The organism is Pseudarthrobacter sp. IC2-21 (assembly GCF_034048115.1).
GTDB lineage: Bacteria > Actinomycetota > Actinomycetes > Actinomycetales > Micrococcaceae > Arthrobacter > Arthrobacter naphthalenicus.
The window spans coordinates 3,698,967-3,723,877 of the sequence record NZ_CP139145.1; the positions used below are offsets into that span (position 1 = coordinate 3,698,967).

General features: G+C 62.4%; 15 protein-coding genes and 2 pseudogenes. 4 read left to right on the forward strand and 13 right to left on the reverse strand.

Features of this window, described 5'->3' with window-relative positions:
• The 8 genes and pseudogenes from SBP01_RS17145 to SBP01_RS17180 all read right to left on the reverse strand — a co-directional run bounded on the left by SBP01_RS17145 (position 1) and on the right by SBP01_RS17180 (position 13,137).
• Positions 1-1,233, reverse strand: coding sequence for a saccharopine dehydrogenase family protein (locus SBP01_RS17145; RefSeq protein ID WP_320536649.1), 1,233 nt, complete (start codon positions 1,231-1,233; stop codon positions 1-3).
• Positions 1,234-1,262: 29 nt separating this feature from the next.
• Complete coding sequence (gene metH / locus SBP01_RS17150) at positions 1,263-4,913, reverse strand: methionine synthase (protein ID WP_320536650.1); 3,651 nt, start codon at positions 4,911-4,913, stop codon at positions 1,263-1,265.
• A 103-nt stretch (positions 4,914-5,016) separates the two neighbouring features.
• Positions 5,017-7,074 (reverse strand): P-loop NTPase fold protein, encoded by a 2,058-nt coding sequence (locus SBP01_RS17155; protein WP_320536651.1) that lies wholly within the window; start codon positions 7,072-7,074, stop codon positions 5,017-5,019.
• Positions 7,075-7,217: 143 nt separating this feature from the next.
• Complete coding sequence (locus tag SBP01_RS17160; RefSeq protein WP_320536652.1) at positions 7,218-9,632, reverse strand: hypothetical protein; 2,415 nt, start codon at positions 9,630-9,632, stop codon at positions 7,218-7,220.
• Positions 9,629-10,147, reverse strand: a complete 519-nt coding sequence (locus tag SBP01_RS17165) for a hypothetical protein (RefSeq protein ID WP_320536653.1) — start codon at positions 10,145-10,147, stop codon at positions 9,629-9,631. Before SBP01_RS17165 ends, SBP01_RS17160 begins: the two co-directional genes overlap by 4 nt.
• The gene (locus SBP01_RS17170; RefSeq protein WP_320536654.1) at positions 10,144-10,851 is read right to left on the reverse strand and encodes a hypothetical protein; all 708 of its coding nucleotides are present in this window, start codon (positions 10,849-10,851) and stop codon (positions 10,144-10,146) included. The genes SBP01_RS17165 and SBP01_RS17170 overlap by 4 nt, the downstream gene beginning before the upstream one ends.
• A gap of 105 nt (positions 10,852-10,956) precedes the next feature.
• Positions 10,957-11,711: pseudogene (locus tag SBP01_RS17175) on the reverse strand (ABC transporter ATP-binding protein); the annotation flags it as partial.
• A gap of 1 nt (position 11,712) precedes the next feature.
• Complete coding sequence (locus SBP01_RS17180; protein WP_320536655.1) at positions 11,713-13,137, reverse strand: PucR family transcriptional regulator; 1,425 nt, start codon at positions 13,135-13,137, stop codon at positions 11,713-11,715.
• On the opposite strand from SBP01_RS17180, the pseudogene SBP01_RS17185 reads away from it, so the two are divergent.
• The 3 genes and pseudogenes from SBP01_RS17185 to SBP01_RS17195 all read left to right on the forward strand — a co-directional run.
• A pseudogene (locus tag SBP01_RS17185) lies at positions 13,111-13,806 on the forward strand (DUF6421 family protein); the annotation flags it as partial. The gene SBP01_RS17180 and the pseudogene SBP01_RS17185 overlap by 27 nt on opposite strands.
• Entirely contained in the window at positions 13,803-14,561 is a 759-nt protein-coding gene (locus SBP01_RS17190; RefSeq protein ID WP_320536656.1) for an SDR family oxidoreductase, read from the forward strand. The pseudogene SBP01_RS17185 and the gene SBP01_RS17190, both read left to right, overlap by 4 nt.
• Complete coding sequence (locus tag SBP01_RS17195) at positions 14,558-15,670, forward strand: low specificity L-threonine aldolase (protein WP_320536657.1); 1,113 nt, start codon at positions 14,558-14,560, stop codon at positions 15,668-15,670. The genes SBP01_RS17190 and SBP01_RS17195 overlap by 4 nt, the downstream gene beginning before the upstream one ends.
• Positions 15,671-15,739: 69 nt before the next feature.
• On the opposite strand, the gene SBP01_RS17200 is transcribed toward SBP01_RS17195, so the two are convergent.
• The 5 genes from SBP01_RS17200 to SBP01_RS17220 form a co-directional block, all read right to left on the reverse strand.
• Entirely contained in the window at positions 15,740-17,764 is a 2,025-nt protein-coding gene (locus SBP01_RS17200; RefSeq protein ID WP_320536658.1) for an ABC transporter ATP-binding protein, read from the reverse strand.
• A complete protein-coding gene (locus SBP01_RS17205; RefSeq protein WP_275214892.1) occupies positions 17,761-19,509 on the reverse strand; it encodes an ABC transporter ATP-binding protein in 1,749 nt (582 codons plus the stop codon). The genes SBP01_RS17200 and SBP01_RS17205 overlap by 4 nt, the downstream gene beginning before the upstream one ends.
• 123 nt (positions 19,510-19,632) lie before the next feature.
• Positions 19,633-20,025, reverse strand: coding sequence for a nuclear transport factor 2 family protein (locus tag SBP01_RS17210; protein WP_275214891.1), 393 nt, complete (start codon positions 20,023-20,025; stop codon positions 19,633-19,635).
• Positions 20,026-20,120: 95 nt separating this feature from the next.
• The gene (locus tag SBP01_RS17215; protein ID WP_320536659.1) at positions 20,121-20,798 is read right to left on the reverse strand and encodes an IclR family transcriptional regulator; all 678 of its coding nucleotides are present in this window, start codon (positions 20,796-20,798) and stop codon (positions 20,121-20,123) included.
• Positions 20,799-20,860: 62 nt separating this feature from the next.
• Positions 20,861-22,333, reverse strand: a complete 1,473-nt coding sequence (locus SBP01_RS17220; RefSeq protein WP_320536660.1) for an APC family permease — start codon at positions 22,331-22,333, stop codon at positions 20,861-20,863.
• Positions 22,334-22,962: 629 nt separating this feature from the next.
• Here SBP01_RS17220 and SBP01_RS17225 point away from each other — a divergent pair.
• A complete protein-coding gene (locus SBP01_RS17225) occupies positions 22,963-24,903 on the forward strand; it encodes a primary-amine oxidase (protein WP_320536661.1) in 1,941 nt (646 codons plus the stop codon).
• The last annotated feature ends 8 nt before the right edge of the window (positions 24,904-24,911 follow it).

The window sequence follows — 24,911 nt, forward strand, 5'->3', positions numbered from 1 at the left end:
TCAGGCGAGTTTGCTTACCGCGTACGTGTGGCCGGCCGCGCGGAGTCGCTCTATGAGCACGCTGCCGAGTGCGGTGGCCGGTGTCAGCGACCCTTTCGCGGGCGGCAGCCGGTCACCGTCGAGGGCAAGAGCGAGTGCAGTCTCCCCTGCCATCACGGCGGTGGCGGCATAGCCGGGATCACCGGGGCCAGCAGCAATCGCCTGGTAACGCCGGCCGTCCTCGGTGCGGGCGGTGACCTGGGAGTGGAACCAGCCCCCGCGCTGCATGCTGATGCTCGGACCCGCACCCGGTGCCGGAAGAAAGCGGTCGAGCACCTTCCGGGTCAGTGGAAATGCCATCGCGCCCGTGAATGCCCGGAGCCCCAGGGTCAACGCCCTGGCGAGGACCGCTCCCGCCGGTCCGGGGGCCACCCCCATCACCTCGCCGTACTGAAGGGAGCGGCCGTAGGCCCAGCCCTGCAGTGCGTTGCTGCGGCGCACTATCCGGGTGTTGAACGGGGCCATGATGAACGGCGCGGTCCAGGTGCCGTCAGCGGAACGGCGCACAGGACCGGCGTCAGGAGGCTGTGGTGTCGTCGGCTCCCGTGTGCGGTCGGGGCTCAAAGCGTAGGGGTCAGCGACTAATGACCGCAGGGCGGTGCTCGATCGCATCGCATCGAGCTGCCCGCGCATCGATTCGAGCGTGCCTCCGCTGATGCCGGCCTTGGCCCTCGCAACGAGTTGCACCTCGGCCAAACCGCCAGCGCCATCGGCTTCTGCGGCCTGATGCAGCAGCAGTACGGCGAGATCGGACGGCACAGAGTCGTAGCCGCAGGAGTGAACGATCCTGGCCCCGGTCGTCCTGGCCAGAGCGTCGCAGCGATCAATCGCCTCCCGGATGAAGGACACCTCACCGGCGAGGTCGGCGTAGTGGGTACCGGCCCGGGCGCAGGCCTCGACGACGGGCAGTCCGTGTTTCGCGTAGGGACCCACGGTGGTGAAGAGCACGCGTGTGTCCGCAGCCAGGGCGGCGATCGAGTCCGCATCCCCCGAGTCGGCTTCGATGAGGGCCCACCCGTGCGCCGCGGCCGGCAACTCCGACCGGACCGCCTCGAGCCTGGACGTGGACCGGCCCGCGAGCCCAACCCGAATCCCGGCTGGTGCATGCTCGGCGAGGTAGGCGGCGATCAGCCTGCCAACGAAACCCGTCGCTCCATAAAGAACGAGGTCATGTTCCCGAGATGAGGTGTCCATGACTGCAGCCTTTCACAGCGGCACTGCACTCACACCTTGAAGTACTTGGCCTCCGGGTGGTGGAACACGAACGCGTCCGTGGACTGCTCGGGGTGCAGCATCAGTTCGTCGCTGAGGATTACGCCCATGCGCTCGGGCTTCAACAGCTCGGTCACCTTGCGGCGGTCCTCCATGTCCGGGCAGGCGGGGTAGCCGAGCGAGAACCGGGCACCGCGGTAGTCGAGCTTGAAATACCCTGCCGTGTCCTTCGGCTCCTCGGCCGCGAAGCCCAGTTCCTTGCGGATCCGCGCGTGCCAGAACTCCGCCAGCGCCTCGGTAAGCTGCATGACCAGGCCGTTGAGCTCGTAGTAGTCGCGGTACTGGTTGGCGGCGAACATCTTGGACGTGAACTCCTCGATCTTCGAGCCGGCGGTGACCAGCTGCACCGGCAGGACGTCCACCTGTCCGGATTCGCGGGACTTCACGAAGTCGGCCAGGCACAGGTGCCGGTCGCGGCGCTGGCGCGGGAAGTTGAAGCTCAGCCGGTCGGTGCCGATCGGACCGCCTGAACCACCGTCCGGGGCGAGGAGCCCCGCAGTGCCCAGGACGCCGTCGCGATCCTCCCCATGGTGCAGCACCACCACCTGCTCCCCTTCGGAAACCACCGGGAAGTAGCCGTAGGCGACGGACGCGTCCAGCATGCCTTCGCCGAGGATGCGGTCCAGCCAGTAGCGCAGGCGCGGCCGGCCCTCGCGTTCCACCAGCTCCTCGTAGGAGGCGCCGTCCTCGCCACGGCCGGGCTTGAGCCCCCACTGGCCCATGAACGTGGCGCGCTCGTCGAGGAACGCCGAGTAGTCGTGGAGTGAAACGCCGCGGACGATGCGCGTACCCCAGAACGGCGGGGCGGGCACCGGGTTGTCAGTGGCGACGTCGGACCGGCCGGGCATCGCTTCCGGCTCGGTCACCGTGAACTTCGCGCCGCCCTTGTGGATGCGCTTCTTCAAAGGCAGAAGGCCGACGTCGTCCGGCGATTCGCCTCGGGCCACGCGGACCAGCGGCTCCATGAGGGAAAGGCCCTCGAAGGCGTCCTTGGCGTACCGGACCACGCCGTCGAACTGCTCCGCCAGGTCCTGCTCCACGTAGGCGCGGGTCAGGGCTGCGCCGCCGAGGATGATGGGCCACTTCTTCGCCAGGCCCCGGGACTGGAGTTCGGCGAGGTTTTCCTTCATCACCACGGTGGACTTCACCAGAAGCCCGGACATGCCGATCACGTCGGCGTTGTGTTCCTCGGCTGCGGCCATGATCTCGGCGATGCCCTGCTTGATGCCGATGTTGATGACCTTGTAGCCGTTGTTGGTGAGGATGATGTCCACCAGGTTCTTGCCGATGTCGTGCACGTCGCCGCGGACGGTGGCGATCACCATGGTGCCCTTGCCCGAGGCATCCGACTTCTCCATGTGCGGCTCGAGCAGGGCCACGGCGTTCTTCATCACCTCGGCGGACTGCAGCACGAACGGCAGCTGCATCTCGCCGGCGCCGAAGCGCTCACCGACGACCTTCATGCCTTCGAGCAGCTGGTCGTTGATGATGCCGAGCGGTGACATGCCCTCGCTGCGGGCGAGGTCGAGGTCCTCTTCGAGGCCCTTGCCTTCGCCGTCGATGATGCGCCGCTGCAGGCGTTCGCCGGTGGGCAGCGCCGCGAGTTCCGCAGCGCGCTGGTCCTTGAGCGCTGCGGTGTCGACGCCGGCGAACATGTCCAGCATGATGTTCAGGGGGTCGTACGTGACGTTGCCGTCGGCGTCGTATTCGCGGCGGTCATAGACGAGGTCCAGGGCCACCTTGCGCTGCTCCTCAGGCAGTGAGGCGAGCGGGACGATCTTGGCGGCGTCGATGATGCCGCTGGTCAGGCCAGCCTGCACGGCCTCGTGCAGGAACACCGAGTTCAGGGCCATGCGCGCTGCCGGGTTCAGGCCGAAGGACACGTTGGAGACGCCGAGGGTGGTGTTGATGCCGGGGTACTTGGCGGTGATCTGGCGGATGGCCTCGATGGTTTCGATGCCGTCCCGGCGGGTTTCCTCCTGGCCGGTGGCGATGGGGAAGGTCAGGGCGTCCACGATGATGTCCTCGACGCGCATCCCCCATTCGCCCACCAGGGCGTCGACGAGGCGGGAGGCGATGGCCACCTTGCCTTCGGTGGTGCGGGCCTGGCCCTGTTCGTCGATGGTCAGGGCGATCACGGCGGTGCCGTGTTCCTTCACGAGCGGCATGATGCGGGCGAAGCGGCTGTCCGGGCCGTCACCGTCCTCGTAGTTGACGGAGTTGACCACGGGGCGGCCGCCGATGAGTTCGAGCCCGGCCCGCAGCACGGGCGGTTCGGTGGAGTCGATGACGAGTGGGAGGGTGGAGGCAGACGCGAAACGGGAGACGATCTCCTTGATGTCGGCCACGCCGTCGCGCCCTACATAGTCGATGCAGACATCCAGCAGGTGCGCGCCGACGCGGACCTGCTCGCGGGCGATGTCCACGCAGTCGTCCCAGCGCTCCTCCAGCATGGCCTGGCGGAACGCCTTGGAACCGTTCGCGTTGGTGCGCTCGCCAATGGCGAGGTACGCCAGTTCCTGGTCGAAGTTCACGTGGTGGTAGAGGGATGCGATGCCGGCTTCACGCTCGGTGGGGACGCGGCTGCCGTCGGCGCCGCGCCCGCCGCTGGTGACCGCGGCTTCGGTGCGGAAGGGTGACAGACGTTCGACGACGGCGGCCATGTGTTCCGGCGTCGTACCGCAGCAGCCGCCCACCAGGCCCAGGCCGAATTCGCGCACGAACTGCTCGTGCGCGGTGGCGAGTTCGGTGGGTGAGAGCGGGTAGTGCGCGCCGTTGGGGCCGAGGACGGGCAGGCCGGCGTTGGGCATGCAGGCGATGGCCACGGAGGACTGCTTGGAGAGGTGGCGGAGGTGCTCGCTCATCTCGTCCGGCCCGGTGGCGCAGTTCAGGCCGATGGCGTCGACGCCGAGCGGCTCGAGGGCGGTGAGTGCCGCGCCGATTTCGGATCCCATGAGCATGGTTCCGGTGGTTTCGACGGTCACTTCCACGAAGATGGGGAGCCGGATGCCGCGGGTGACGATGGCCTGCTTGCAGCCGTTGACCGCAGCTTTGGTCTGCAGGAGGTCCTGGCTGGTTTCGATGAGGAAGGCGTCCGCGCCGCCGTCGATGAGGCCCTCGGCCTGCAGGGCGAAGGTCTGCTTGAGGTAGTCGTAGGTGGTGTGGCCGAGGCTGGGGAGCTTGGTGCCCGGGCCCATGGAGCCCAGGACCCAGCGCATGCGGCCATCCGTTTTCGCTGCCGCTTCGGCACGCTCGCGGGCGATCTCCGCGCCCTTGCGGGCGAGCTCTTCGATCCGGTCGTCGATGCCGTAGTCGGAGAGGTTGGACCAGTTCGCGCCGAAAGTGTTCGTCTCGACCGCGTCGACGCCCACGGCGAAGTACGCGTCGTGGATGTCCGCGAGGACATCCGGGCGCGTGTGGTTGAGGATCTCGTTGCAGCCTTCCAGCCCCAGGAAGTCGTCCTCGAGCGAAAGCTCGCGGCCCTGCAGCATGGTGCCCATCGCCCCATCGGCAATGACGACCCGGTGGTTCACCGAGTCCAGGAGTTTCTGGGCCCGGACGGGGCGGGGCACGGACTCAATATCAAGCGCAAACCGAGGCATCTAAACAGGTTACGTCTGGGGGCTGGAAGGTTGCGCTGTGTGTCCGTGTACTACGACGGGGGTGGCGGGCGCGGCAAATTCTCCGGCTTGACGTCTGTGTCGATTATCCAGGAGGCTCACGAGTATCCAGCGCGAGAACACTGCGGATGGCGAAATCTCGCCGTTGTGCCTCCGTCTGCTCCCTGCTAGCCAGGTCTGATACGGCGTAATCGGGAACTCCACCCACGGGAGAAATCTCGGCCAGAACTGACTCTCTCAGGGCCTCACCTACGGCAAACCGAAACTCTTGTTCTCGAAAGACAACATCATACGTAACGTCGGCCCCAACCCATTCGTCGAAAGATACGTATCCGGTAGCGGCATCAATGAGCTTTCTTCCGTCAACTATGCGTTCCGATAAGAAGCCTATGTGGTCCTCGAGATCACGGATCCAAACGCAGAAGGACGTCATCAAGATTAATTCGGGCCTGACGAGAGTTGACGCTAACGGCTCGTAGCGCACCTCGGCGACCCAATGTCGCGCGACATCGGCGTACAGATTCTTAATCTGAGCATGGTCGTGACCACCAGACCGTTTAATGGCGTACGCGCTATCGGTGAGAAACTGGTAGCCAAATCGTGCGATCACTTTCCCCGCCGACATGAGCTTTGTGTCGAGCGCGAGAAAAATCTCCTTGGCTAGCCAGCGTTCTGCCGTTGAGAGGCGGAAGGGGTGCAACTTCCCGCTCAATTTAAGATTTGAGCAAATATCCTCCACGTAGTCGAGAATGGCGAGCGAGGTCGTAAGACTGGCGCTACGCAGGTTGCCAGCGACCTCTAGCGCGAGTGCCGACCGCTCTACATCCTGTCCGAGGATAATGGCCTTCAGAGCTGCAATTTCCGGAGTACCACCAATTCCGTTGGAGAGTTCTCTCAGCGCATTCTGCGTTTTTCGTTCACTCACGTCATCGTCGGCAAGTCCCACTTGAAAGTAGCGGTCGAAGTATCGAGCCTTCTGCATCCGGCCTTGTCGGCCGGCAAGCGCCCCCATAACGCCCATCGGTTCGAACAGATAGCTGACTGCATCCTGAACTGGCTTGGCATGTCCGCGTACCACTAGGGATTCGACGCGTTCCATCCTTCTTTGATGCGTCTCGACGGAATCGCTCTCCCGCCATGACAGGTATTCGTCGGATTTCCGACGGATCTCATCCCAAACTTGGTGATGTGCAATACGAAGCCAGGTCAAAGCAGTGAAATCGAAGGCATCTACCTCTGCATCGGCAACGAGACCGGAAAGACTAAGCATCTGCTCACGTAGTCGCTCTGCTGCTCGGGGAGTTTCCAGTCCGGACGCAAGTATTCTGACGAGCTCCTCGCGATGCTCAGCGTGCAGGCCAGCTATGGTTTCATCTGCTGGGCTGACTTCGTCCAGAATCTGCCTACTCCAACGACGGCGCACGACCATCGGTGTTGGCGGAACCTCGAATGGGTATTGAACGATCTTCTCCATGAAGTCAGAGCTTTCGCCCTTCGCACCCGCTGAAGCGAGGACGGTTTCAATCGTGGCCTGATCATAGGCCATGAGGTAATGCACATTAACGAATCTCCCTAGGAGCCGCACCACTCGCAACAGTGAGCGCAGTTCGTCACCGTCGAGCCGGTCAACATCGTCGACTATCACCAGCACCCGATGGTGCTGCCCTGCAATCTCTTCGCTGAGCGCGCCGAACTCCGAATGCCAGGCTGGTCTTTTTGTCAGCGCAGTAATGGCCTCTGTGGTGACAGAGGCCATTACGTCCCCTACTACCGGGATCATCTTGAGCACGGGGGTGCCGAAGCGCGAATATGACGCGAGTCTATCTTTCACTGACGGCGACTTTGGGAAAGCTTCCGAGAGGGCGGACACAAACTCTGCTGTAATCGAGCCGACATCTGCGACCGACCACGGACTGAACCAAACACTTTTCCAGTCGTCCAGTTGCCCAACTATGTCCTTCAAGAGCGTGGTCTTGCCGCTCCCCCACGAACCTACAAGCCCAAAAACTGTTGAGCCTTGGCCGTCGGCACAAGAGTCAATGCGCGCGGCGACAGCCTTAGCAAATTCGCTGCGGCCCGCAATGTCAGTTTTTGACAGCGATTCATCGCTCCACGGCGGCGGGGAGGTCCACTCTTCAGTCATGGAAGACAGTCAACCATCCATTGTCCGCTGCCACGCAAGTTAAGGCTGCCTCTACTGCGAACGGAACTCAGGAAAGGCCGTTTAGCCATCGCATCTGGACCGTCGAGCCTCCCTCGAAGGTGACTTTGTTCGGGATGGTTTTCCTAGCTCTCACCCTCCATTCGAGCAAGAGCTTCACGTACCGCCGATCGGATAATCCTCGGATGCCCATCTTGGTTGAGGCCATCAAGCTTTGGTCTCGTGAAGTGAACCAATTCCTCCTGATCCGGAGCGAGCCTCTGAATGGCGTGGAGAATTCTCAGCGGCACCCGAATTCCGTCAGATTCAATGAGTTCAGTGATGCGAGCCCTTACAGCAGGGATGACCTCAGAGTGCTGACGCAAAGATAGGACCAGGGAGTGGCCTGCCTCGGCGCGGACTTCCGGGTTCTTGTCTCGTGCGAGTTGGAGCAGCATGGTGTGCCCCCAAGTCGCATCGCTTGACGACAGCACGAACGGTATAGTCCTAGCGGCTTCAACGCGAGCGGGGTCATCAGATGCTGCTAGTTGAAGAACCGAACTCAGTGACTCAGTGTGAGACATTATTTCGAGTGCGCTCCCCAACCGCACCGCCGCAGCGAAAACGGGTAGAGGCTTGGGCCCGAAAAAATGGTCGCTGCGTGCCCCGCTGATGACGGAAGTCCACTGAAGCTTCAGTGCTTTTCGCACGGGAGCGGGAACGTCATCAGGCCGGCTCGCTAAACGATCCAACGCCCGATCCTTGAAAACCGCGTCTACAAGGGGATCGGTCAAAAAATTCGATAGCGCTATCCACACCTCAGTATCCGAAAATCTGAAGGCGAAGGCGGCAGCAACGTTGCTCGTTGAGAGGCCTCCGAATGAAAGGACCCCTGTCCGCGCAGCCTCAGCCTCAGCCGCTAAGGCAGTGACAATGCTAGAACGAGCCTCCTCAACGACCTCAGGGTCATCGCCATTCGGGAGGCCATTATCAGCGAGAAATGCGGCCCGCTCTATGCCCTGAACCGATTCGATATTTGGAACGTTTCCAAGAATGAAGTGGGCAGAAATACGCCGCAGTTCTTCCTCATCGGGTTCAGCTTCCGCATCCGAGGCGATCCAAGCTTTCCATGATTTGAGCGTCTCAGGACCGACTGACGTCCAATCGACGGCCTCCACGACTTTTGCCAAGGTACTTGAAAAGGGTTGAGACAAGATCTTGGGGTCGGTCAGATGCTGGGCAGCACGTGTTGCGATAAGATCGTCTTCTCCACTGCCCGGGACCAGGCGAGCAATTGTCTTCCACATCTTCTCTTGGACGGCCCAATTTGCGCGCCCCGAAAGTTGCTCCGTTTCCGAGAGGAGGAAGGTCGCGCTGATGGCCCGACTCAAATCTGTAGGGCTCAAGAAATCAGAAGCGGCCTCCATCACTGAAAGATCCGCTTCAGTGACCCACTTGGCATCACTGGCTCTATTAATCACTCTCTCGGCATCCGCTTTTAGCGCTGCGGTAGGGCCTTGACTTCTGATCCACTTCAAAACCGACTGCAGCGACTTTGTGGCTCTGCTTTGGCGCAGAAGTCGTAACGCCTCACGAGCATTATGGACATCTTCGTGTTCTTCGAGAAGAATCACTTTTGCCAAAGCTTCTCGGCAATTACGCACGCGACTGGTGTGCCCTGCCAACTCTGCCACCAGCAGAGCCGCATAACCTTTCTCTGATGCTTCATCCCGCATCAGATAACGCGTACCGGAAGTGGACTCAAAGAATTTCTCGAAAGAATCACGAAGCATCATGCCGTCCCGCTCTGCGGCACGGGAGCTAAGACGCTCATCCACCCAGCTACCACGGCCCGTGACAACTTGTACCCAGGTGTCGCCACTCAACTGTTCAAGGTGCGCTTTAGACGCAAGCGCGTGGTACCGCAATGATGCCGCAATGTCTGCTTGAACCTTCGGCGCGGACCAGCTAATACCTTGCGAGACCGGAAAGTCATAGTCGTAGGTATCGGTATCCGAAGGAAGCCACTTCAGCACGCTCTCCACTGCTACACGCGCCTCCTTGTAAGCGCAGGCATCTTCGAGGCGGGCAACGCGCTGCTGGAGAACTGCTGCAATTCCAAGTCGGACACTGGATGAATGCTCGCGAGGATTGGATCCGGCACTCAAATGATCAAACAATTCCATGAGGCGCGAGGCTGCAATATCTGGCCGTTCCAATTCGGTCAGGCCAAGGCTTCCATAAAGGGCAGCGGAGATTCGGGCACCGAGTGGAAGGCTGGCTTTTAGAGCCAATCGCCAAAGGGTATCTGTGGACGCGTCTTGGGTTTCCACGAATAATGATCCTCGGGCGGCCTCAACTAACTCATTCTGCCATTCGTGACCCTTGCGAATTTCCTCAACTTCATAACGATCGAGCTCACGTTGGTCACGCCGCTCGGTAACAAGTGCCAACTCGGAAACCCGAGTGATCGTATTCTCCTTGAAATTCGGATGCGGTGAGATAGTCCAAGGTGCCAGCGCTGCCACCACCCACTCAATGTCATGATTGACGTCACTCATAAATACTCCGCTCTGATAAGACTTGCCGAATCGCTGGTCGTGGTTGGATTCTCGGGCCCTTCCTCGTAGTAGCCAATCAGACCAATGCGCCGGACATGACTAGCAATGCAAGCTCTTGCCTGGTCTTGAAAGAGCTCTATAGTCGGCAGTCGAAAAGCAAGCTGATCGGCCCCTAAAGCCGACCCCTGACTTATGAGAAGTTCCCGGACACCATGGTTATCAACGTCAGCTCCGCGTTTTGTTTTGTCGCAGGCCACGAGTATCACGGTGCCAACATTTGCACCGACCTTTGAGAGGCATTTGATCAAGAGTTCCTCCTCGACAATTCGCTCGTGATCAACGGCAACGTAGGCTACGAATAGTAAATCAATATGGTCTTCGGCGTGCGATGCCGGCCGCAAGACTCGACCATGCTCCTGCTGAAGATCGTCGACAACATAATCGACCGCATCCCGCCATCCGAGATCATTAATAGGCAGCACAGCCCGCCAACCAATAATGAGTTGCCTACTCACAGGGCGTTTTTGCCGATCACTATTTGGAGTTTTTCTCGGTTTAGGTACAGGGAAACCTCTTCACTCTCAGCCTTGCCACAAATTTCCGCAGCCACGGTTACGAGAATAGACGTTGTGCCCCTATCCAGATCAGCCTTTAGCGCAGTCCCCGAAAATGATTGCGGCAAGGTGGGGCAGGTTGCAAACTGAGGTCGCTCTTTTAAAATTGTTAGTTCCACTGGGAGAGTCGTGGGTGAGGAAATCGAAATTGAAACCAGGGCGACAACCAGTGCGATAATTGCAGCACCTGCTAACCACATGCCGGCATCCATCGATTTTAGTATCCTCGTCAGTACCGCATTTGATTGCTGCAGTAGCCCGGATTCCCCGGAATCAGCTTGGGGTGAATACAGAGTCTCCCAGGGCCGCAGAAAGATTCTGAGCCATTTTCTTTTTTCAGTCGTAGCAGTCCGGCTGTGCACAAGCGAGGCGATGACAAATACCACAGTCGCAAGCAACAAAAGGATAATGGAAGAAAGACCCCACAATTTTGTGAACGAGGAAAAATTTGAGGTCGAATTCAGGACGAGTCCAGCGGCGAGCGCTCCTGCACCTGTCGCCGTGATGGTTGCGACGGAGCGGGCACGTGTCCTGTAACGTTCGGCTCCTTCAATAGCATAAAGAAGCTTCTTATCGTCAGCGGAGGAGTGATCGGCGGCAGGCACCACAACAGCCTACTGCCGGGGGATCTATAGCTCCGAAAGGACGTGGGTTCATTTCAGACGGTGGTAATGAAGGAGGATAAGGGTGGCTGGGCGTGGAGGAAAGGCTCAGACCTCCGCCACCGGAGCCGCGAACTGCGCCTCATACAGCCGCGCGTAAGCCCCGCCCGCGGCAAATAGCGACGCGTGCGTTCCCTGCTCCACGATCTGCCCGGCCTCCATCACCAGGATGAGGTCGGCGTCGCGGATCGTGGACAGCCGGTGCGCAATCACAAACGACGTCCGGTCTGACCGCAGCGCCGCATCGCCTTCTGCACCAGCACCTCCGTCCGCGTGTCCACGGAAGAAGTCGCCTCGTCCAGGATCAGCACCGACGGCCGGGCCAGGAACGCCCGCGCGATCGTCAGCAACTGCTTCTCACCCGCCGAAACATTTGAACCCTCGTCCTCCAAAACCGTGTCATACCCCTCCGGCAGGGACCGCACGAACCGGTCCACATACGTCGACCGGGCGGCTTCCAGAATCTCGTCCTCAGATGCAGAAGGCCGGCCGTACGCGATGTTGTCCCTGATGGTCCCGCCGAACAGCCACGTATCCTGCAGCACCATCCCCAGCCGCGAGCGCAGCTCACGCCGCGGCACCGAGGTGACGTCCACGCCGTCGAGCGTTATCCGCCCTGCATCCAGCTCGAAGAACCGCATCATCAGGTTCACCAGCGTGGTCTTACCCGCCCTGGTGGGCCCCACCATCGCCACCGTCTGCCCCGGCTCCGCCACCAGACTCAAAGGGGAAATCAGAGGCTGGTCCGGCGAGTACGAGAACGACACAGACTCAAACACCAGCCGCCCCCCGCCTCGCGCCGGATCAGCGCCGCATCGCCTCGTGAATCTGCAGGGCGAACCACAACTGCGCAACCGTGGACGTTTCACCCATGTCCAACCCCGTCAACTCACCGATCTTCCGTATCCGGTAGATGATGGTTTGCCGGTGCGCGAATAGGGCAGCAGCAGTCTTTTGCCATGAACGCTGCGAGTCCAAATACGTCCTCAACGTGACTATCAGATCGCCTTCCTGGCTCTGCTCGTATTCAAAAATCGGGCCCAGGAGCCGACGGACCAGGGCAGTTCCCTCCTCAAAGCCGGTCAGCCCCAGCCACGATGGACCTTGCGCGTAACGGGCTAGGCCCAGCTTGTTGGCCCGGGCCGATCCCAGCGCCCAGAGGGACTCCTGCAATGCCCGTTGAATGCCGGCAACCGTAGTAGGGGCACTGATGCCGATCGCGGCGCCGGACCCGGCACAATGGACCAGCACGTCATCGGCGACGTCCGCCGGAATCACTACGTGAAGCCTGTTGTTCCGCCTCAAGGAGGCGGCTGAAACTCCGTGACGCCAAAGTTCGATGTGGACGTTAGCCAGCTGTTCGCCGTCGTTCGCTGCGATGGAGGCGACCATGCAATCCTGCGCCGGGACGTCGAAAGACGCCAACCGGCTTTCCATCTCCGCCGTCCCCAGCCGGCCGTCAATTGCCTGCAGCAGGAACTCACCAGCCAGCCGATGCTGCCCTTCCAGCGACAGGACTACGCGCGAAAGCTGGAGTCCCAGCACGGTTGCCGCGTGCAAAAGTACGACGGCGTCCGGGTGCGGTTCGCTCCTGGGCAGCACCACGAGGAGCGCGTTAGCGTGGGTCGGGATATCCATGGTCAACACGTGGTGGCCCCTGATCCGATGCCACTGGAAGTTCTTGCCCGCCAGGGACACCTGCCCGGACAGCGGAGCCCACTCGTCGGAGAGGAACACCGGCAGGGCTTGCCCGTCAGGATGCCACGGATGCAGGCAGCGACGATCCACCACGAAGAGTTCAGCGTCCAGTTCTGTCGCCAATCGTTGGACGAGGCTCTGCCAATGGTCCTCGGAGGCCCCCGCCGTTCTGAGCAGATCGTAAACCCGGGCTGTCTGTCGAAGGCGCCTGGACTCTTCCAGCAGGGAAGACTCGGCAACCGAACGGGCGATCGCGATGAACGGCAACGGGTACGGGATATTGATCAAGGGCAACGGCAGCCGGTCGCACGCTTCAAGGAACTCCGGAAGCAGCGGCGGCGCATGCATCTTCTCGCCGATGGCCAAGGCGCTGGCACCCGAATCCATCAGGGCCTCCGCGAGCGCCACCTGCCCGGCCGCATCAGCAGGGATGGACAGTCCATTGGTCATCATGAGTTCCCCACCGGTGACCCATTCCCACAGCCGGGGCAGGTCCGAGGTGTGACCTTCGTGATGTGGGACCTGATCCATGACCGGACCCACATGCGCGGTGACCTGCCCTTTGACCCGTTCATGATCAAGCAGCGGATGCCGTATTTCCTGTACTCCCTGGAGGAACTCCGCTGCGATCTGACCGCCTTCCGCGAGTCCGTGCTCATCGAGCGGGACGAAACGGCCTCCGACGACGCCCGCAAGCACGCCAAGCTGGTCCAGTACGCCGTGATTTTCGACCGCATTTTCCGTTTCGCGATTACAGGGAACCGGGTCCGTAACTACGACGCCGTGGGCGGCCAGTTGCTGTTCGCCTGGATGCACCAGCACCGGGTCCTGCACTGGACCGATGGAAAGTTGAGCATCGACTGGACGGACGTCGCCGGCGTGGTGATCGAGTTGGGTCTCCGCATCGAGGAACTCTACTGGCGTTCAATCGACCGGCCGAAGATCGCACACTGGCTCGCTGCCTACGAGCTCGTCTCCGAAACCCTCACCCCCCACCCCGTCTCCGTGTGGGCCATGGGACCGGAGGCCCTTCCGCTGAACGGACCTCTCCGGAATCTGACGGACCAGATCCTTGATGACGAATTCCCCCTGTCGATGTTCTATGAGGCGCTGCAGAAGAAGATGTCCTCGGTCATTGAATCAACTGCCGGGATCACCGGGAAGAGCCCTGTGAAGACTGAGAGCGAGACGGGCGCATGAGCCAGGATTTCTCGGGGCGTACGGTCGTCGTCGCCGGTTCGACAAGCGCCGCAGGCGTCGCGGTAGTCCGTGCCCTCTCGCAAGCGGGGGCACGCGTGGCCGCGGTGGACATCCTTGAGGACCGGGTGCAGGAGCTCGCGGTGGGGTACAACAACGTCACGGGCTATGCCTGCAACCTCGCGGACCTGCAAGCCGTTGAGGACTTGGCGACGTCTGTCCGGAACGATCTGGGTCCGGTGGACGGCCTGATCCATCTTGTAGGAGGGTGGCGGGGCGGCACCGGAATTACCGGCCAGTCAGATGACGACTGGGAATTCCTGCACTCCAGCGTCCTCACAACACTGAGGAACACCAGCCGCGTTTTTTACGAGGATTTGGCTGCCTCCCCTGTGGGTCGCCTGGCCGTCGTGTCCGCACAGTCCGCCTCCTCGCCGACAGCGGACGGCGCCGCCTACGCCGCCGTCAAGTCCGCCGCTGAGGCATGGACCCTGGCAGTAGCCGACGGATTCCGGCACCTCCAGGAAGGAGATGACAGCCCCCGCTCCGCTCAGCACTCAGCCGCCGTGGTCTTCGTGGTCAAGGCCCTGGTCGATGACCGGATGCGTGCAGCCCAGCCGGAACGGAAATTTCCGGGCTACACCGATGTCAGTGTCCTTGCCGACGCTGTTCAGCAGATCTTTGGCATAGAGGCAAAAAGGATCAACGGGCAGCGTTTGCCCCTCACCGCCGGCCAGCTCGTGGGCCTCCCGGCATGAGCGTCAGCGTTGATGCCCAAGCAGGCGTCCGGCAGCTGTCGACGCGCCTGCACGATCCGACCTACCGGGGCTTCGCCTCGGATAACTACGCCGGGGCTCACCCCGAAATCATCGAAGCAGTTCAGGCAGCCAACGAAGGCCACGTCACCGCGTACGGCGAGGATGCCTACACGGCAGCGCTTCAAGAGGTCATCAAGTCCCACTTCGGGGCAGCTGCCACCGCATTTCCGGTCTTCAACGGAACAGGGGCCAATGTCCTTGCACTGCAAGCCCTGCTCCCGCGTTGGGGCGCTGTCATCTGCGCAGCAACAGCGCATATCAATACCGACGAAAATGGCGCCCCGGAACGGATTGGCGGCATAAAGCTCCTCCCTGTCCCCACACCGGACGGCAAACTCACCCCGGAATTGATCGACGCCGAAGCCTGGGGATGGGGAGATGAGCATCGGGCGCAACCGCTGGTGGTATCAATCACCCAAACCACCGAACTGGGCACCTGCTACACGCCGGACGAAATCCGACGGATTGCTGAGCACGTCCATGCGAAGGGCATGAAACTGCACCTGGACGGAGCACGGCTGGCCAACGCTGCAGCACATCTCGGGCTACCCTTGCGGGCATTCACCACCGACGCCGGTGTGGACGTCCTCTCTTTTGGCGGCACCAAAAACGGGCTGCTGTTCGGCGAAGCCGTTGTCTGGCTCAGCTCACAGTCCGACCCAGGCATGAGCTACCTGCGCAAGATGAACATGCAGCTGGCCTCAAAGATGCGTTTCGTCTCTGCGCAACTCATAGCCCTGCTCACGGATGGGCTGTGGCTGCGGTCCGCCTCTCAGGCCAACGAAATGGCCCAACGTCTCAGCGAAGGAGTCTCGGCCATTGACGGCGTCTCGCTGACGCAACCAACCCAGTCCAATGGCGTCTTCGCCGTCCTGCCAACCGGGGCAGCGGCGAAAGTCCGGGAATCCTTCCGCTTTTATGACTGGGACCAAGCACGCGGGGAAGTCCGGTGGATGTGCTCGTGGGACACCACCGAGACCGACGTCCGCTCTCTCGTGGCTGCAGTGAAGGCCGCCGCAGGCTCTCCAGCCAACGAAACGCCTAAATAGGGAGACGTAACTGCCATCCGGTGGCGGTGTTTTCCGGCGGGCGCGGTCTCAAGAGGCCGCGCCCGTTCCTCAAACCTCCGCCGCGGGAGCCGCGAACTGCGCCTCATACAGCCGCGCATAAGCCCCTCCCGCGGCCAGCAGTGAAGCGTGCGTCCCCTGCTCCACGATCTGCCCGGCCTCCATCACCAGGATGAGGTCGGCATCGCGGATCGTGGACAGCCGGTGCGCAATCACAAACGACGTCCGGTCGGACCGCAGGGCACTCATCGCCTTCTGCACCAGCACCTCGGTCCGGGTGTCCACCGACGACGTCGCCTCGTCCAGAATCAGCCCCGACGGCCGCGCAAGGAACGCCCGCGCAATCGTCAGCAGCTGCTTCTCGCCGGCGGACACGTTGGAACCCTCGTCCTCCAGCACCGTGTCGTACCCCTCCGGCAGTGACCGCACGAACCGGTCCACGTACGTCGCCCGCGCCGCCTCCAGGATCTCGTCCTCAGATGCAGAAGGCCGGCCATACGCAATGTTGTCCCGAATGGTCCCGCCGAACAGCCACGTATCCTGCAGCACCATCCCCAGCCGCGAGCGCAGCTCCCGCCGCGGCACCGAGGTGACGTCCACGCCGTCGAGCGTTATCCGCCCCGCATCCAGCTCATAGAACCGCATCATCAGGTTCACCAAAGTGGTCTTCCCCGCCCCGGTCGGCCCCACAATCGCCACCGTCTGCCCCGGCTCCGCCACGAGAGAAAGTGATGAGATCAGCGGCTTGTCCGGCGAATACGAGAAGGACACGTCCTCGAACACCAGCCGCCCCCGCCCAAACACCGGCCCGGCAGACGGCAAAGGCTCCGCCGACTCCTCTTCCTCATCCAGCAGCGAGAACACCCGCTCGGCGCTCGCCACCCCGGACTGCAGCAGGTTGGCCATGGACCCCAGCTGCGCCAGCGGCTGGGTGAACTGCCGCGAGTACTGGATGAACGCCTGCACATCGCCCAGCTGCATCGCCCCGGACGCCACCTGCAGGCCGCCCACCACCGCGATCCCCACGTACACCAGGTTCCCGATGAACGTCATGGCCGGCATGATCAGCCCGGAAATGAACTGCGCGCCGAAGCTCGCGTCATACAGCTCCACGTTCTTCTGCCGGAACCGCTCCTCCACCTCGCGCTGCCGGCCGAACACCTTCACCAGGGCGTGCCCGGTGTAGGTCTCCTCGATCTGCCCGTTCAGCTCGCCGGTGTTCTTCCACTGCGCCACGAACAGCTTCTGCGAGCGCTTGGCGATCAGCGCCGTGATGCCCAGCGTCAGCGGGATGGTCACCAGCGCAATCAGCGCCAGCGTGGGCGAGAGGATCACCATCATCACCAGCACCCCCACCACGGTGAGCACCGACGTGACCGCCTGGCTGATGGACTGCTGCAGGCTCTGGGAGATGTTGTCGACGTCGTTCGTCACCCGGCTCAGCAGTTCACCGCGCTGGACGGAATCGAAATACCGCAGCGGCAGCCGGTTGATCTTCGCCTCGATCTTTTCCCGCAGCCCGTACACGGTCCGCTGCACCACGCCGTTCAGCACATATGCCTGCACCCACATGAACACCGACGCCAGCACATACAGCACCAGCGCCCACGCCAGCACGCTGGACAGCGCCGCGAAATCGATCCCGTGCCCCGGGGTCAGTGCCATGGGCGTGAGCATGTCCGCCTTCTGGTTCTCACCCGCCGCCCGCAGCTGCGCAATCAGCTGCTCCTTGCTCAGGCCGGGCGGCAGCTGCTTGGACACCACGCCCGCGAAAATCAGGTTGGTGCCCTCCCCCAGCAGCCGCGGCCCGATCACCGAGAGCGTCACGCTCCCAACGCCCATCACCAGCACCAGGATCAGCCAGGGCCATTCCGGCCGCAGCGTGCCCAGCAGCCGCCGCGCGGACGGCCAGAAGTCCATCGCCTTCTCCGCCGGGACGTTCATTCCCGCGAACGGGCCGCCGTGCCCTGGACCGCCGCGCGGGCGCGGAATGCGAATCACCTCGGCGCTGCCGGTTTTCGGGGCACCTGCTGTTCCGGGAGCAGCGGACGACGGCGGCCGGTGGGTTGAGCTCATACCGTTTCCTCCGCTGACAGCTGGGAGGAGACGATCTCCCGGTAGGTTTCGGATGTGTCCAGCAGTTCGTGGTGCGTTCCGTGCGCCACGATCCTGCCGTTGTCGAGCACCAGGATCTGGTCCGCGTCCACGATGCTGGAGACGCGCTGGGCGATGATCACCAGGGTGGCGCCGGCGGTGTTGCGCTTGAGCGCCTGGCGGAGCCGGGCGTCCGTGCCGGTGTCCAGGGAGGAGAAGGAGTCGTCAAAGATGTAGAGCTCGGGCCGTTTCACCAGGGCCCGGGCGATGGCCAGCCGCTGCCGCTGCCCGCCGGAGACGTTGGTGCCGCCCTGTGAGATCTCCGCATCCAGGCCGCCCTCCATCTCTTCCACGAAATCCCGGGCCTGGGCGATCTCCAGCGCCGTCCAGAGTTCGTCCTCGCTGGCGTCCGGCTTGCCGTACTGCAGGTTGCTGCGGACGGTCCCGGAGAACAGGTACGGCTTCTGCGGGACGAGCCCGATGTGGCCCCAGAGCAGGTCCGGGTGCAGCTCCCGCACGTCCACCCCGTTCATCATCACCGCACCGGAGGTGGCGTCGAACAGCCGCGGCATGAGGTTCACCAGCGTGGTCTTGCCGGAGCCGGTGCTGCCGATGATCGCCGTCGTCTGCCCCGCCTTGGCCGTGAAACTGATGCCGGACAGGACCGGCTGATCGGCACCCGGGTAGGCGAATCCGACGTCGCGCATTTCCAGCGTGCCGCGGCGCCGGCCGTCCGGTGACACGGCACTGGTGACGGGGTTTTTCGGCGGCCGCACACTTGATTCGGTGTTCAGCACCTCCCCTATCCGGTCCGCGGACACCGAGGCGCGCGGGATCATCACCGCCATGAAGGTGGCCATCATGACGGACATCAGGATCTGCAGCAGGTAGCTCAGGAACGCGATCAGGGTGCCCACCTGCATGGAGCCGTCCTCAATCCGGAACGAGCCGAACCAGATCACGGCCACGCTGGAGATGTTCAGCACCAGCATCACCACGGGGAACGCGAGCGCCATCAGCCGGCCGGCACGCAGCGCGGTGTCCGTAACATCCTCGTTGGCGCGGCCGAACCGGGCCGTCTCGATGTCCTCGCGCACAAACGCCCGCACCACGCGGATGCCGGTCAGCTGTTCGCGCAGGACGCGGTTCACGGTGTCGATCCGCTTCTGCATCTTCCGGAACAGCGGCACCATGCGGGTAATGATCAGGCCGATGCCCACCAGCAGCGCGGGCACGGCCACCGCGATCAGCCAGGACAGCTGAACGTCCTGCCGGACCGCCATGATCACCCCGCCAATGGCCAGCATCGGAGCGGACACCATCAGGGTGGCGGACATCAGCACCAGCTGCTGGACCTGCTGGACGTCGTTGGTGGAACGCGTGATGAGGCTGGGAGCCCCGAACTTGGTGACCTCCTGTTCCGAGAATTCACCCACCCGTCCGAAGATCGCGCCGCGCAGGTCCCGGCCCAGGCCCATCGCGGCCTTCGCCCCGAAGTAGACGGCAATGGTGGCGCAGATGATCTGCAGCAGGGTGATGCCCAGCATCAGGGTGCCCAGGTTGAGGATGACGCCGGTATCGCCCTTGGCCACACCTTCATCAATAATGTCCGCGTTCAGCGTGGGCAGGTACAGGGACGCGATGGACTGCGCCAGCTGGAAAACCACGACGGCGATCAGCAGCTGCCGGTGCGGCCGCAGGTATTCAACAAGCAGTTTCCAGAGCATCAGACCCCAAACGTTCCGTCCCGCGATTTGTGGTGCGGAGGTCAGTTTACGTCCGGAGGCTGGGAAGTGGGCCTGTTCCCGCCGGGGAAAAGTGGCCAGTTCTCGGAGGGCGGATTTTGGCCCTTAGGCCCAGAATTCCGAGGTCTTGGCCGTGTCCTCCTGGAACTCGTTGACCTCGGTGACTTTGCCGTCCCTGAGCGTGAAGACGAAGGCGCCGTGCTGAGACAGGGACTGGCCATTCCGTTCAGCCTGGGCGGTCTGCAGGGCCACCGTATGGCTCTCGCCGGCGATGACATCCTGAAGCTCAGCTTTTACCGTGCCGCCTGACCGTGAAAACAGCTCGCCGAAATAGGCCAGAATCTCCTCTTTCCCCTGTTTGACCCCGGCGAGGCCACCGCTTCCGCCGACGCGCCAGACCGCATCAGGGGCGAAGAGGTCCTTGAGCGTTTCAATATCGCCCGAATTGAATGCTTCATAGCCGCGCCGCACCACTGCGGCGTCTTCCTGAACGCCCATTGCGAACCCTTTCCAACGCCATTGTCGGGGTCCCCAGCCCAGCAATTTTAAGCCTGGCGCCGGGGGTTGTCCATGGCGTGCGGGTCCGGTCCGAATCAGAACAGGAGCGGCGACAGGCGTACTGTCAGGTCGCTGGCCGCCTCCGTGTGTTCTGCGATTGCCGAGAACCTTTCCGCAGGTCCGGTGAGGCACACGGCCGCTCCCACTGAGCCATCGGCCTGCCGGACGGGAAGTGCCAGGCTGGCGGATCCTACTTCGAGTTCGTTCACCTCCGAGGCCTGGCCCTTGGCCCGGATGTCCGCCAGTTGTTCTTTCAGCCGGCCGCTGTCCGTGATGGTGTTCTCCGTTAGTTTCACCAGCTGCCCACCCGGAATCGCCGAGGCCGGGTCATCAAGTTCGGCGAGCATCAGTTTGCCCGCCGCCGAAGCGTGGGGATACCGCAGCAGCTCGAATACTGAATGGAGCGGATAATCAGGATCTTCTTCGGCCACCCTGAGGGACGCACTCTTGAACATCATGAGGTGGACGGCGAAACGAACCCCCTGCCTGAACTCGTCGATGGTGGTGCGGGCTGCAGTGCATACGGTTGGCGGCGTCGCTGCCGCAACCAGACCCGACAGGGCGTGCCCGAGGGCGAAGCCTCGGAGATCAGATGTGCGGACCAGATATTCGTCCCCCACCAGCGCATTCAGCAGCCGGTAGGCGGTCGCCGGAGGCATGCGCAGCGCATCGGTGATCTCTTTCGCTGTTGTCCCCGTCCCGAACCGAGCCACGGTCTCAAGGATCCTGAGCGAGTTTGTGGCCGGTCCTGAACCGGCGTGAGATGGCCTGTAGCTCACTTGATCGGCCCGCCATGAAAGAGGTCCGACTCCCGGGTTTCGTCGTAGATGCCCACCGATGCCAGGCGCAAGGGCCGCCGGCGGTGAAGGTACATGGCATACAGGACGCTGGCAAGGAGGACACCGCCGTAGATCAGGGTCTGCAGGTTCCCCGTCCCTATCGACGCGGCTGCAGCCGTCCACAGCACCGCCCCGAGAACCAGCGATGTTGCCGCCCCAAGCATCCAGCTGGCGTACGTGTTCTCTCCGATCCTGCGCAGGAAAAAGGGCATGGACGCGCTGGCAAGGATGTAGGACCCCAGGTATCCATAGGCGCCCAACGTAAAGAGGTTCGCCAGGCCCTGTTCAGGGCTGGCCCCGGAGATGATCATCGTGATGGGAACGAGCGCAACAACAGGCATCACCGCCAGGATGGCCGTCGAGGGCGTCCGAAAGAGGGAATGCGTCCGGCCGATTGCCCGCGGGGCAACGCCTTCCCGGCCCATGCAGAAAAATATCCGGGCCAGGGCGTTTACGGAGGCGATGGCGCACGCAAACCACGATGCCGCGATTCCCAGATCGAGGAGGGCCGCGAACACAGGGGACGTCTGCGAAAACAAGTCGGACAGCGGTGTGGAGCTGGCCGTTATGCCCGGCGGCGCACCCCTGAGAGCCACGTCCTGTGCGGTGGCGGCGAGGAGATAGAGGACGCCGGCCAGAATGGGGGTCCAGGTAATGGCGCGAGGCACGCTGACAAAGGGTTTTTGCGCCTCCCCGCCAAGAGTGGTTGGGCTCTCGAAGCCGACAAAGGCACTAACTGCCACCACGATGCCGATCGACAGCGAGTCAAGATGCCCGTTCCAGGCGAACACACTCGTGAAATTGAGCGCCGGCCCATTGACGGCAAAGTAGACGACCATCAGGACGGCGAGGATAGCGATGGAGATGGTTTCCATCAACAGGGTTGACCAAGCGGACAGCTGGATCCCCCTCACCATGAGGAACGAGGCGGCGCCGGATGCGGCAAGAATGACCAGCACCGTGACAGCTCTCGGATCCGCGGCGGGGAGTCCCAGGTTGACGAACAGTTCCACCACATAGGTGCCAACGGCCAGCAGGCTTGCCATGGCAACAAGGCCGTACCCGAAAATGGCTGACCAGCCGGCCGTGATTGCCGTTCGTTGGCCGAGCCCTTTGGCGGTGTAGCTGTAGAGGCCACTAACAGCGGCCATGCGCTTTGCCATCGGTCTCAGGCAGAAGGCAACCAGAACCATGACGGCCATGGCTGCGCCAAAAGTCAGCAGGAGATTCGTCCCGCCGGATCCAAAGACAAGACCGGGAAAAATCAGGGCCGGGATGACGGTCATGGCCCCTGCGGGCGCCACGTTGGCTACTGACTGCGCGAAAACCGGAAGGAAGGAAAGCTTCCGGCGCCTCAGGCCCTCCACCGGAGAGCGGGGACTGATGAAGCGATCACCGCGGGCAGACACTGGAACCAACTTTCCCTCCGGCGCGCAGGCTCGTCTTTGATTTCGCGTGACACAGGTCACCGGCCAGAGGAGCAAAACATTAGCATTCCCGCCCCTCAATGACGGCAGCGAACGCCTTTGTGAATGTTTCCGGCATGTTAACTGCGGTGGGAAAAGTTCACCCGGATTTTCTCACTTCCCAACGCCTCCAGGCCCGCTCCCATATGTTTCCAACATGTTAACAGGGGTGGGAAAAAACCTCCGCGAAGTTCTCACGTCAATATCCCGAAAAGGCTCGCCCCGAGCGAACTGCATGACGTAGCTTTTCTTACACAGACGGAATACAAGTGATCTGCATCACGCCGACAGGGCCCAGCGTGGGGCCGGGCCGGCACTCAGGAAATAGAGGATGTTGATCGCAACGGGTTTATTTCTTCGGCCTCAAACGGGCTCGAGAATGACCTATAGCGCAGCCGCATATGGACCTATGAATTAGCAGTTCCGAAATTTAATGGACAAATAATTCTGTGATTCCGCAGATCTTGGCGTTTGTATATTCCGCAATGGCAATTCCACCGGCGTCGGCCAGGAAAACCATCCCGGCGACAGGCCAGTGAGCCTCCCCTTTGAAAAGAACCAAGGAGAAAACCATGACTCTCAACACTGAAATCCACACCGGGGTAGGGGTATCCCACCCGCTCGATCCGCTCTCCCGCGAGGAGATCTCCCGGGCCGCGTCGATCCTGAAGGAGGGCCCCGCCGCCGCTGAGTCGTTCCGCTTCATCAGCATTGAACTGCGCGAACCCGACAAGGAACTGCTCCGCACCGGCGCCCCCACCACCCGTGAGGCCGACGCGGTCCTGGTCAACCGGGCCGAGGCCCGCTCCTACGAAGCGATCGTGGACCTCGACTCCGGCATCGTCTCCTCCTGGACCCAGCTGCCCGCCCACATCCACCCCCCGTTCATGCTCGACGAATTCGCCGAAGGCGAAGAGTCCTGCCGGACCAACCCCGAAGTCCAGGCCGCCCTGGCCAAACGCGGCATCACCGACATGTCCCTGGTCTGCTTCGAACCCTGGTCCGTAGGCTACTTCGGCGAAGACGACCAGGGCCGACGCCTCATGCGCGCCCTGGTCTTCGTCCGCGAAGAAGCCGACGACTCCCCCTACGCCCACCCGATCGAGAACTTCGTCGTCATCGTGGACCTGAACTCCGGGCAGGTCGTCACCGTCAACGACGACCAGGCCATCCCCGTGCCCTCCGCGTCCGGGAACTACCTGCCCAAATACGTCGGCGAACCCCGCACCGACCTCAAACCCATCAGCATCACCCAGCCCGAAGGCGCATCCTTCACCGTCACCGGCAACCACGTCCAGTGGGCCGACTGGTCCTTCCGCGTCGGCTTCACCCCCCGCGAAGGCCTGGTCCTGCACCAGCTCAAATTCCGCAACAAAGGCGTCGAACGCCCCGTCATCAACCGCGCCTCCCTCTCCGAAATGGTCGTCCCCTACGGCGACACCGCCCCCGTCCAGGCCAAAAAGAACGCCTTCGACTCCGGCGAATACAACATCGGCAACATGGCCAACTCCCTCACCCTGGGCTGTGACTGCCTCGGCGAAATCAAATACTTCGACGGGATCACCGCCGACAGCCACGGCAACCCCCTCACCATCGAAAACGCCATCTGCATGCACGAAGAAGACGACTCAATCCTCTGGAAACACTTCGACTTCCGCGAAGGCACCACCGAAACCCGCCGCTCCCGCAAACTCGTCATCTCCTTCATCGCCACCGTCGCGAACTACGAATACGCCTTCTACTGGCACCTCTTCCTCGACGGATCCATCGAATTCCTCGTCAAAGCCACCGGCATCCTCTCCACCGCCGGCCAGAAACCCGGCGAGAACAGCCCCTACGGCCAGAACCTGAACAACGACGGACTCTACGCCCCCATCCACCAACACATGTTCAACGTCCGCATGGACTTCGAAATCGACGGCCCGAAGAACGCCGTCTACGAAGTCGACATGGAAATCCCCGAACACAACCCCACCCACACCGCCTTCATGGCCGTGGACCGGCTCCTGGAAACCGAACAAGCCGCCATCCGCAAAACCGACACCTCCAAACACCGCTTCTGGAAAATCGCCAACCGCGACAGCCGCAACATCGTCAACGAACCCGTCGCCTACCGCCTGATCCCCACCGACGGCATCCAACTCGCCGCCGGCGACGAATCCTACGTCTCCAAACGCGCACAATTCGCCCGGAACAACCTCTGGGTCACCGCCTACGACCGCACCGAACGCTTCGCCGCCGGCGAATTCCCCAACCAAGCCACCGGCGAAGACGACGGCCTCCACATCTGGACCAAAGCCGACCGCAACATCGTCGACCAAGACCTCGTCGTCTGGTACACCTTCGGCATGCACCACGTCGTCCGCCTCGAAGACTGGCCCATCATGCCCCGCCAAAACATCGGCTTCATGCTCGAACCCCACGGCTTCTTCGACCAAAACCCCACCCTCAACCTCCCCACCAACGAAAACCGCACCACCACCACCACCGAAACCTGCTGCACCAAGGACTAACAGTCCTT

Bases quoted from the DNA above. Each gene is read 5' to 3' on its own strand.
- SBP01_RS17210 (WP_275214891.1), bottom strand. From the start codon at position 20,025: ATGGGCGTTCAGGAAGACGCCGCAGTGGTGCGGCGCGGCTATGAAGCA.
- SBP01_RS17195 (WP_320536657.1), top strand. From the start codon at position 14,558: ATGAGCGTCAGCGTTGATGCCCAAGCAGGCGTCCGGCAGCTGTCGACG.
- SBP01_RS17145 (WP_320536649.1), bottom strand. From the start codon at position 1,233: ATGGACACCTCATCTCGGGAACATGACCTCGTTCTTTATGGAGCGACG.
- SBP01_RS17180 (WP_320536655.1), bottom strand. From the start codon at position 13,137: ATGGATCAGGTCCCACATCACGAAGGTCACACCTCGGACCTGCCCCGG.
- SBP01_RS17160 (WP_320536652.1), bottom strand. From the start codon at position 9,632: ATGAGTGACGTCAATCATGACATTGAGTGGGTGGTGGCAGCGCTGGCA.
- SBP01_RS17190 (WP_320536656.1), top strand. From the start codon at position 13,803: ATGAGCCAGGATTTCTCGGGGCGTACGGTCGTCGTCGCCGGTTCGACA.
- SBP01_RS17205 (WP_275214892.1), bottom strand. From the start codon at position 19,509: ATGCTCTGGAAACTGCTTGTTGAATACCTGCGGCCGCACCGGCAGCTG.
- SBP01_RS17225 (WP_320536661.1), top strand. From the start codon at position 22,963: ATGACTCTCAACACTGAAATCCACACCGGGGTAGGGGTATCCCACCCG.
- SBP01_RS17155 (WP_320536651.1), bottom strand. From the start codon at position 7,074: ATGACTGAAGAGTGGACCTCCCCGCCGCCGTGGAGCGATGAATCGCTG.
- SBP01_RS17200 (WP_320536658.1), bottom strand. From the start codon at position 17,764: ATGAGCTCAACCCACCGGCCGCCGTCGTCCGCTGCTCCCGGAACAGCA.
- metH (WP_320536650.1), bottom strand. From the start codon at position 4,913: ATGCCTCGGTTTGCGCTTGATATTGAGTCCGTGCCCCGCCCCGTCCGG.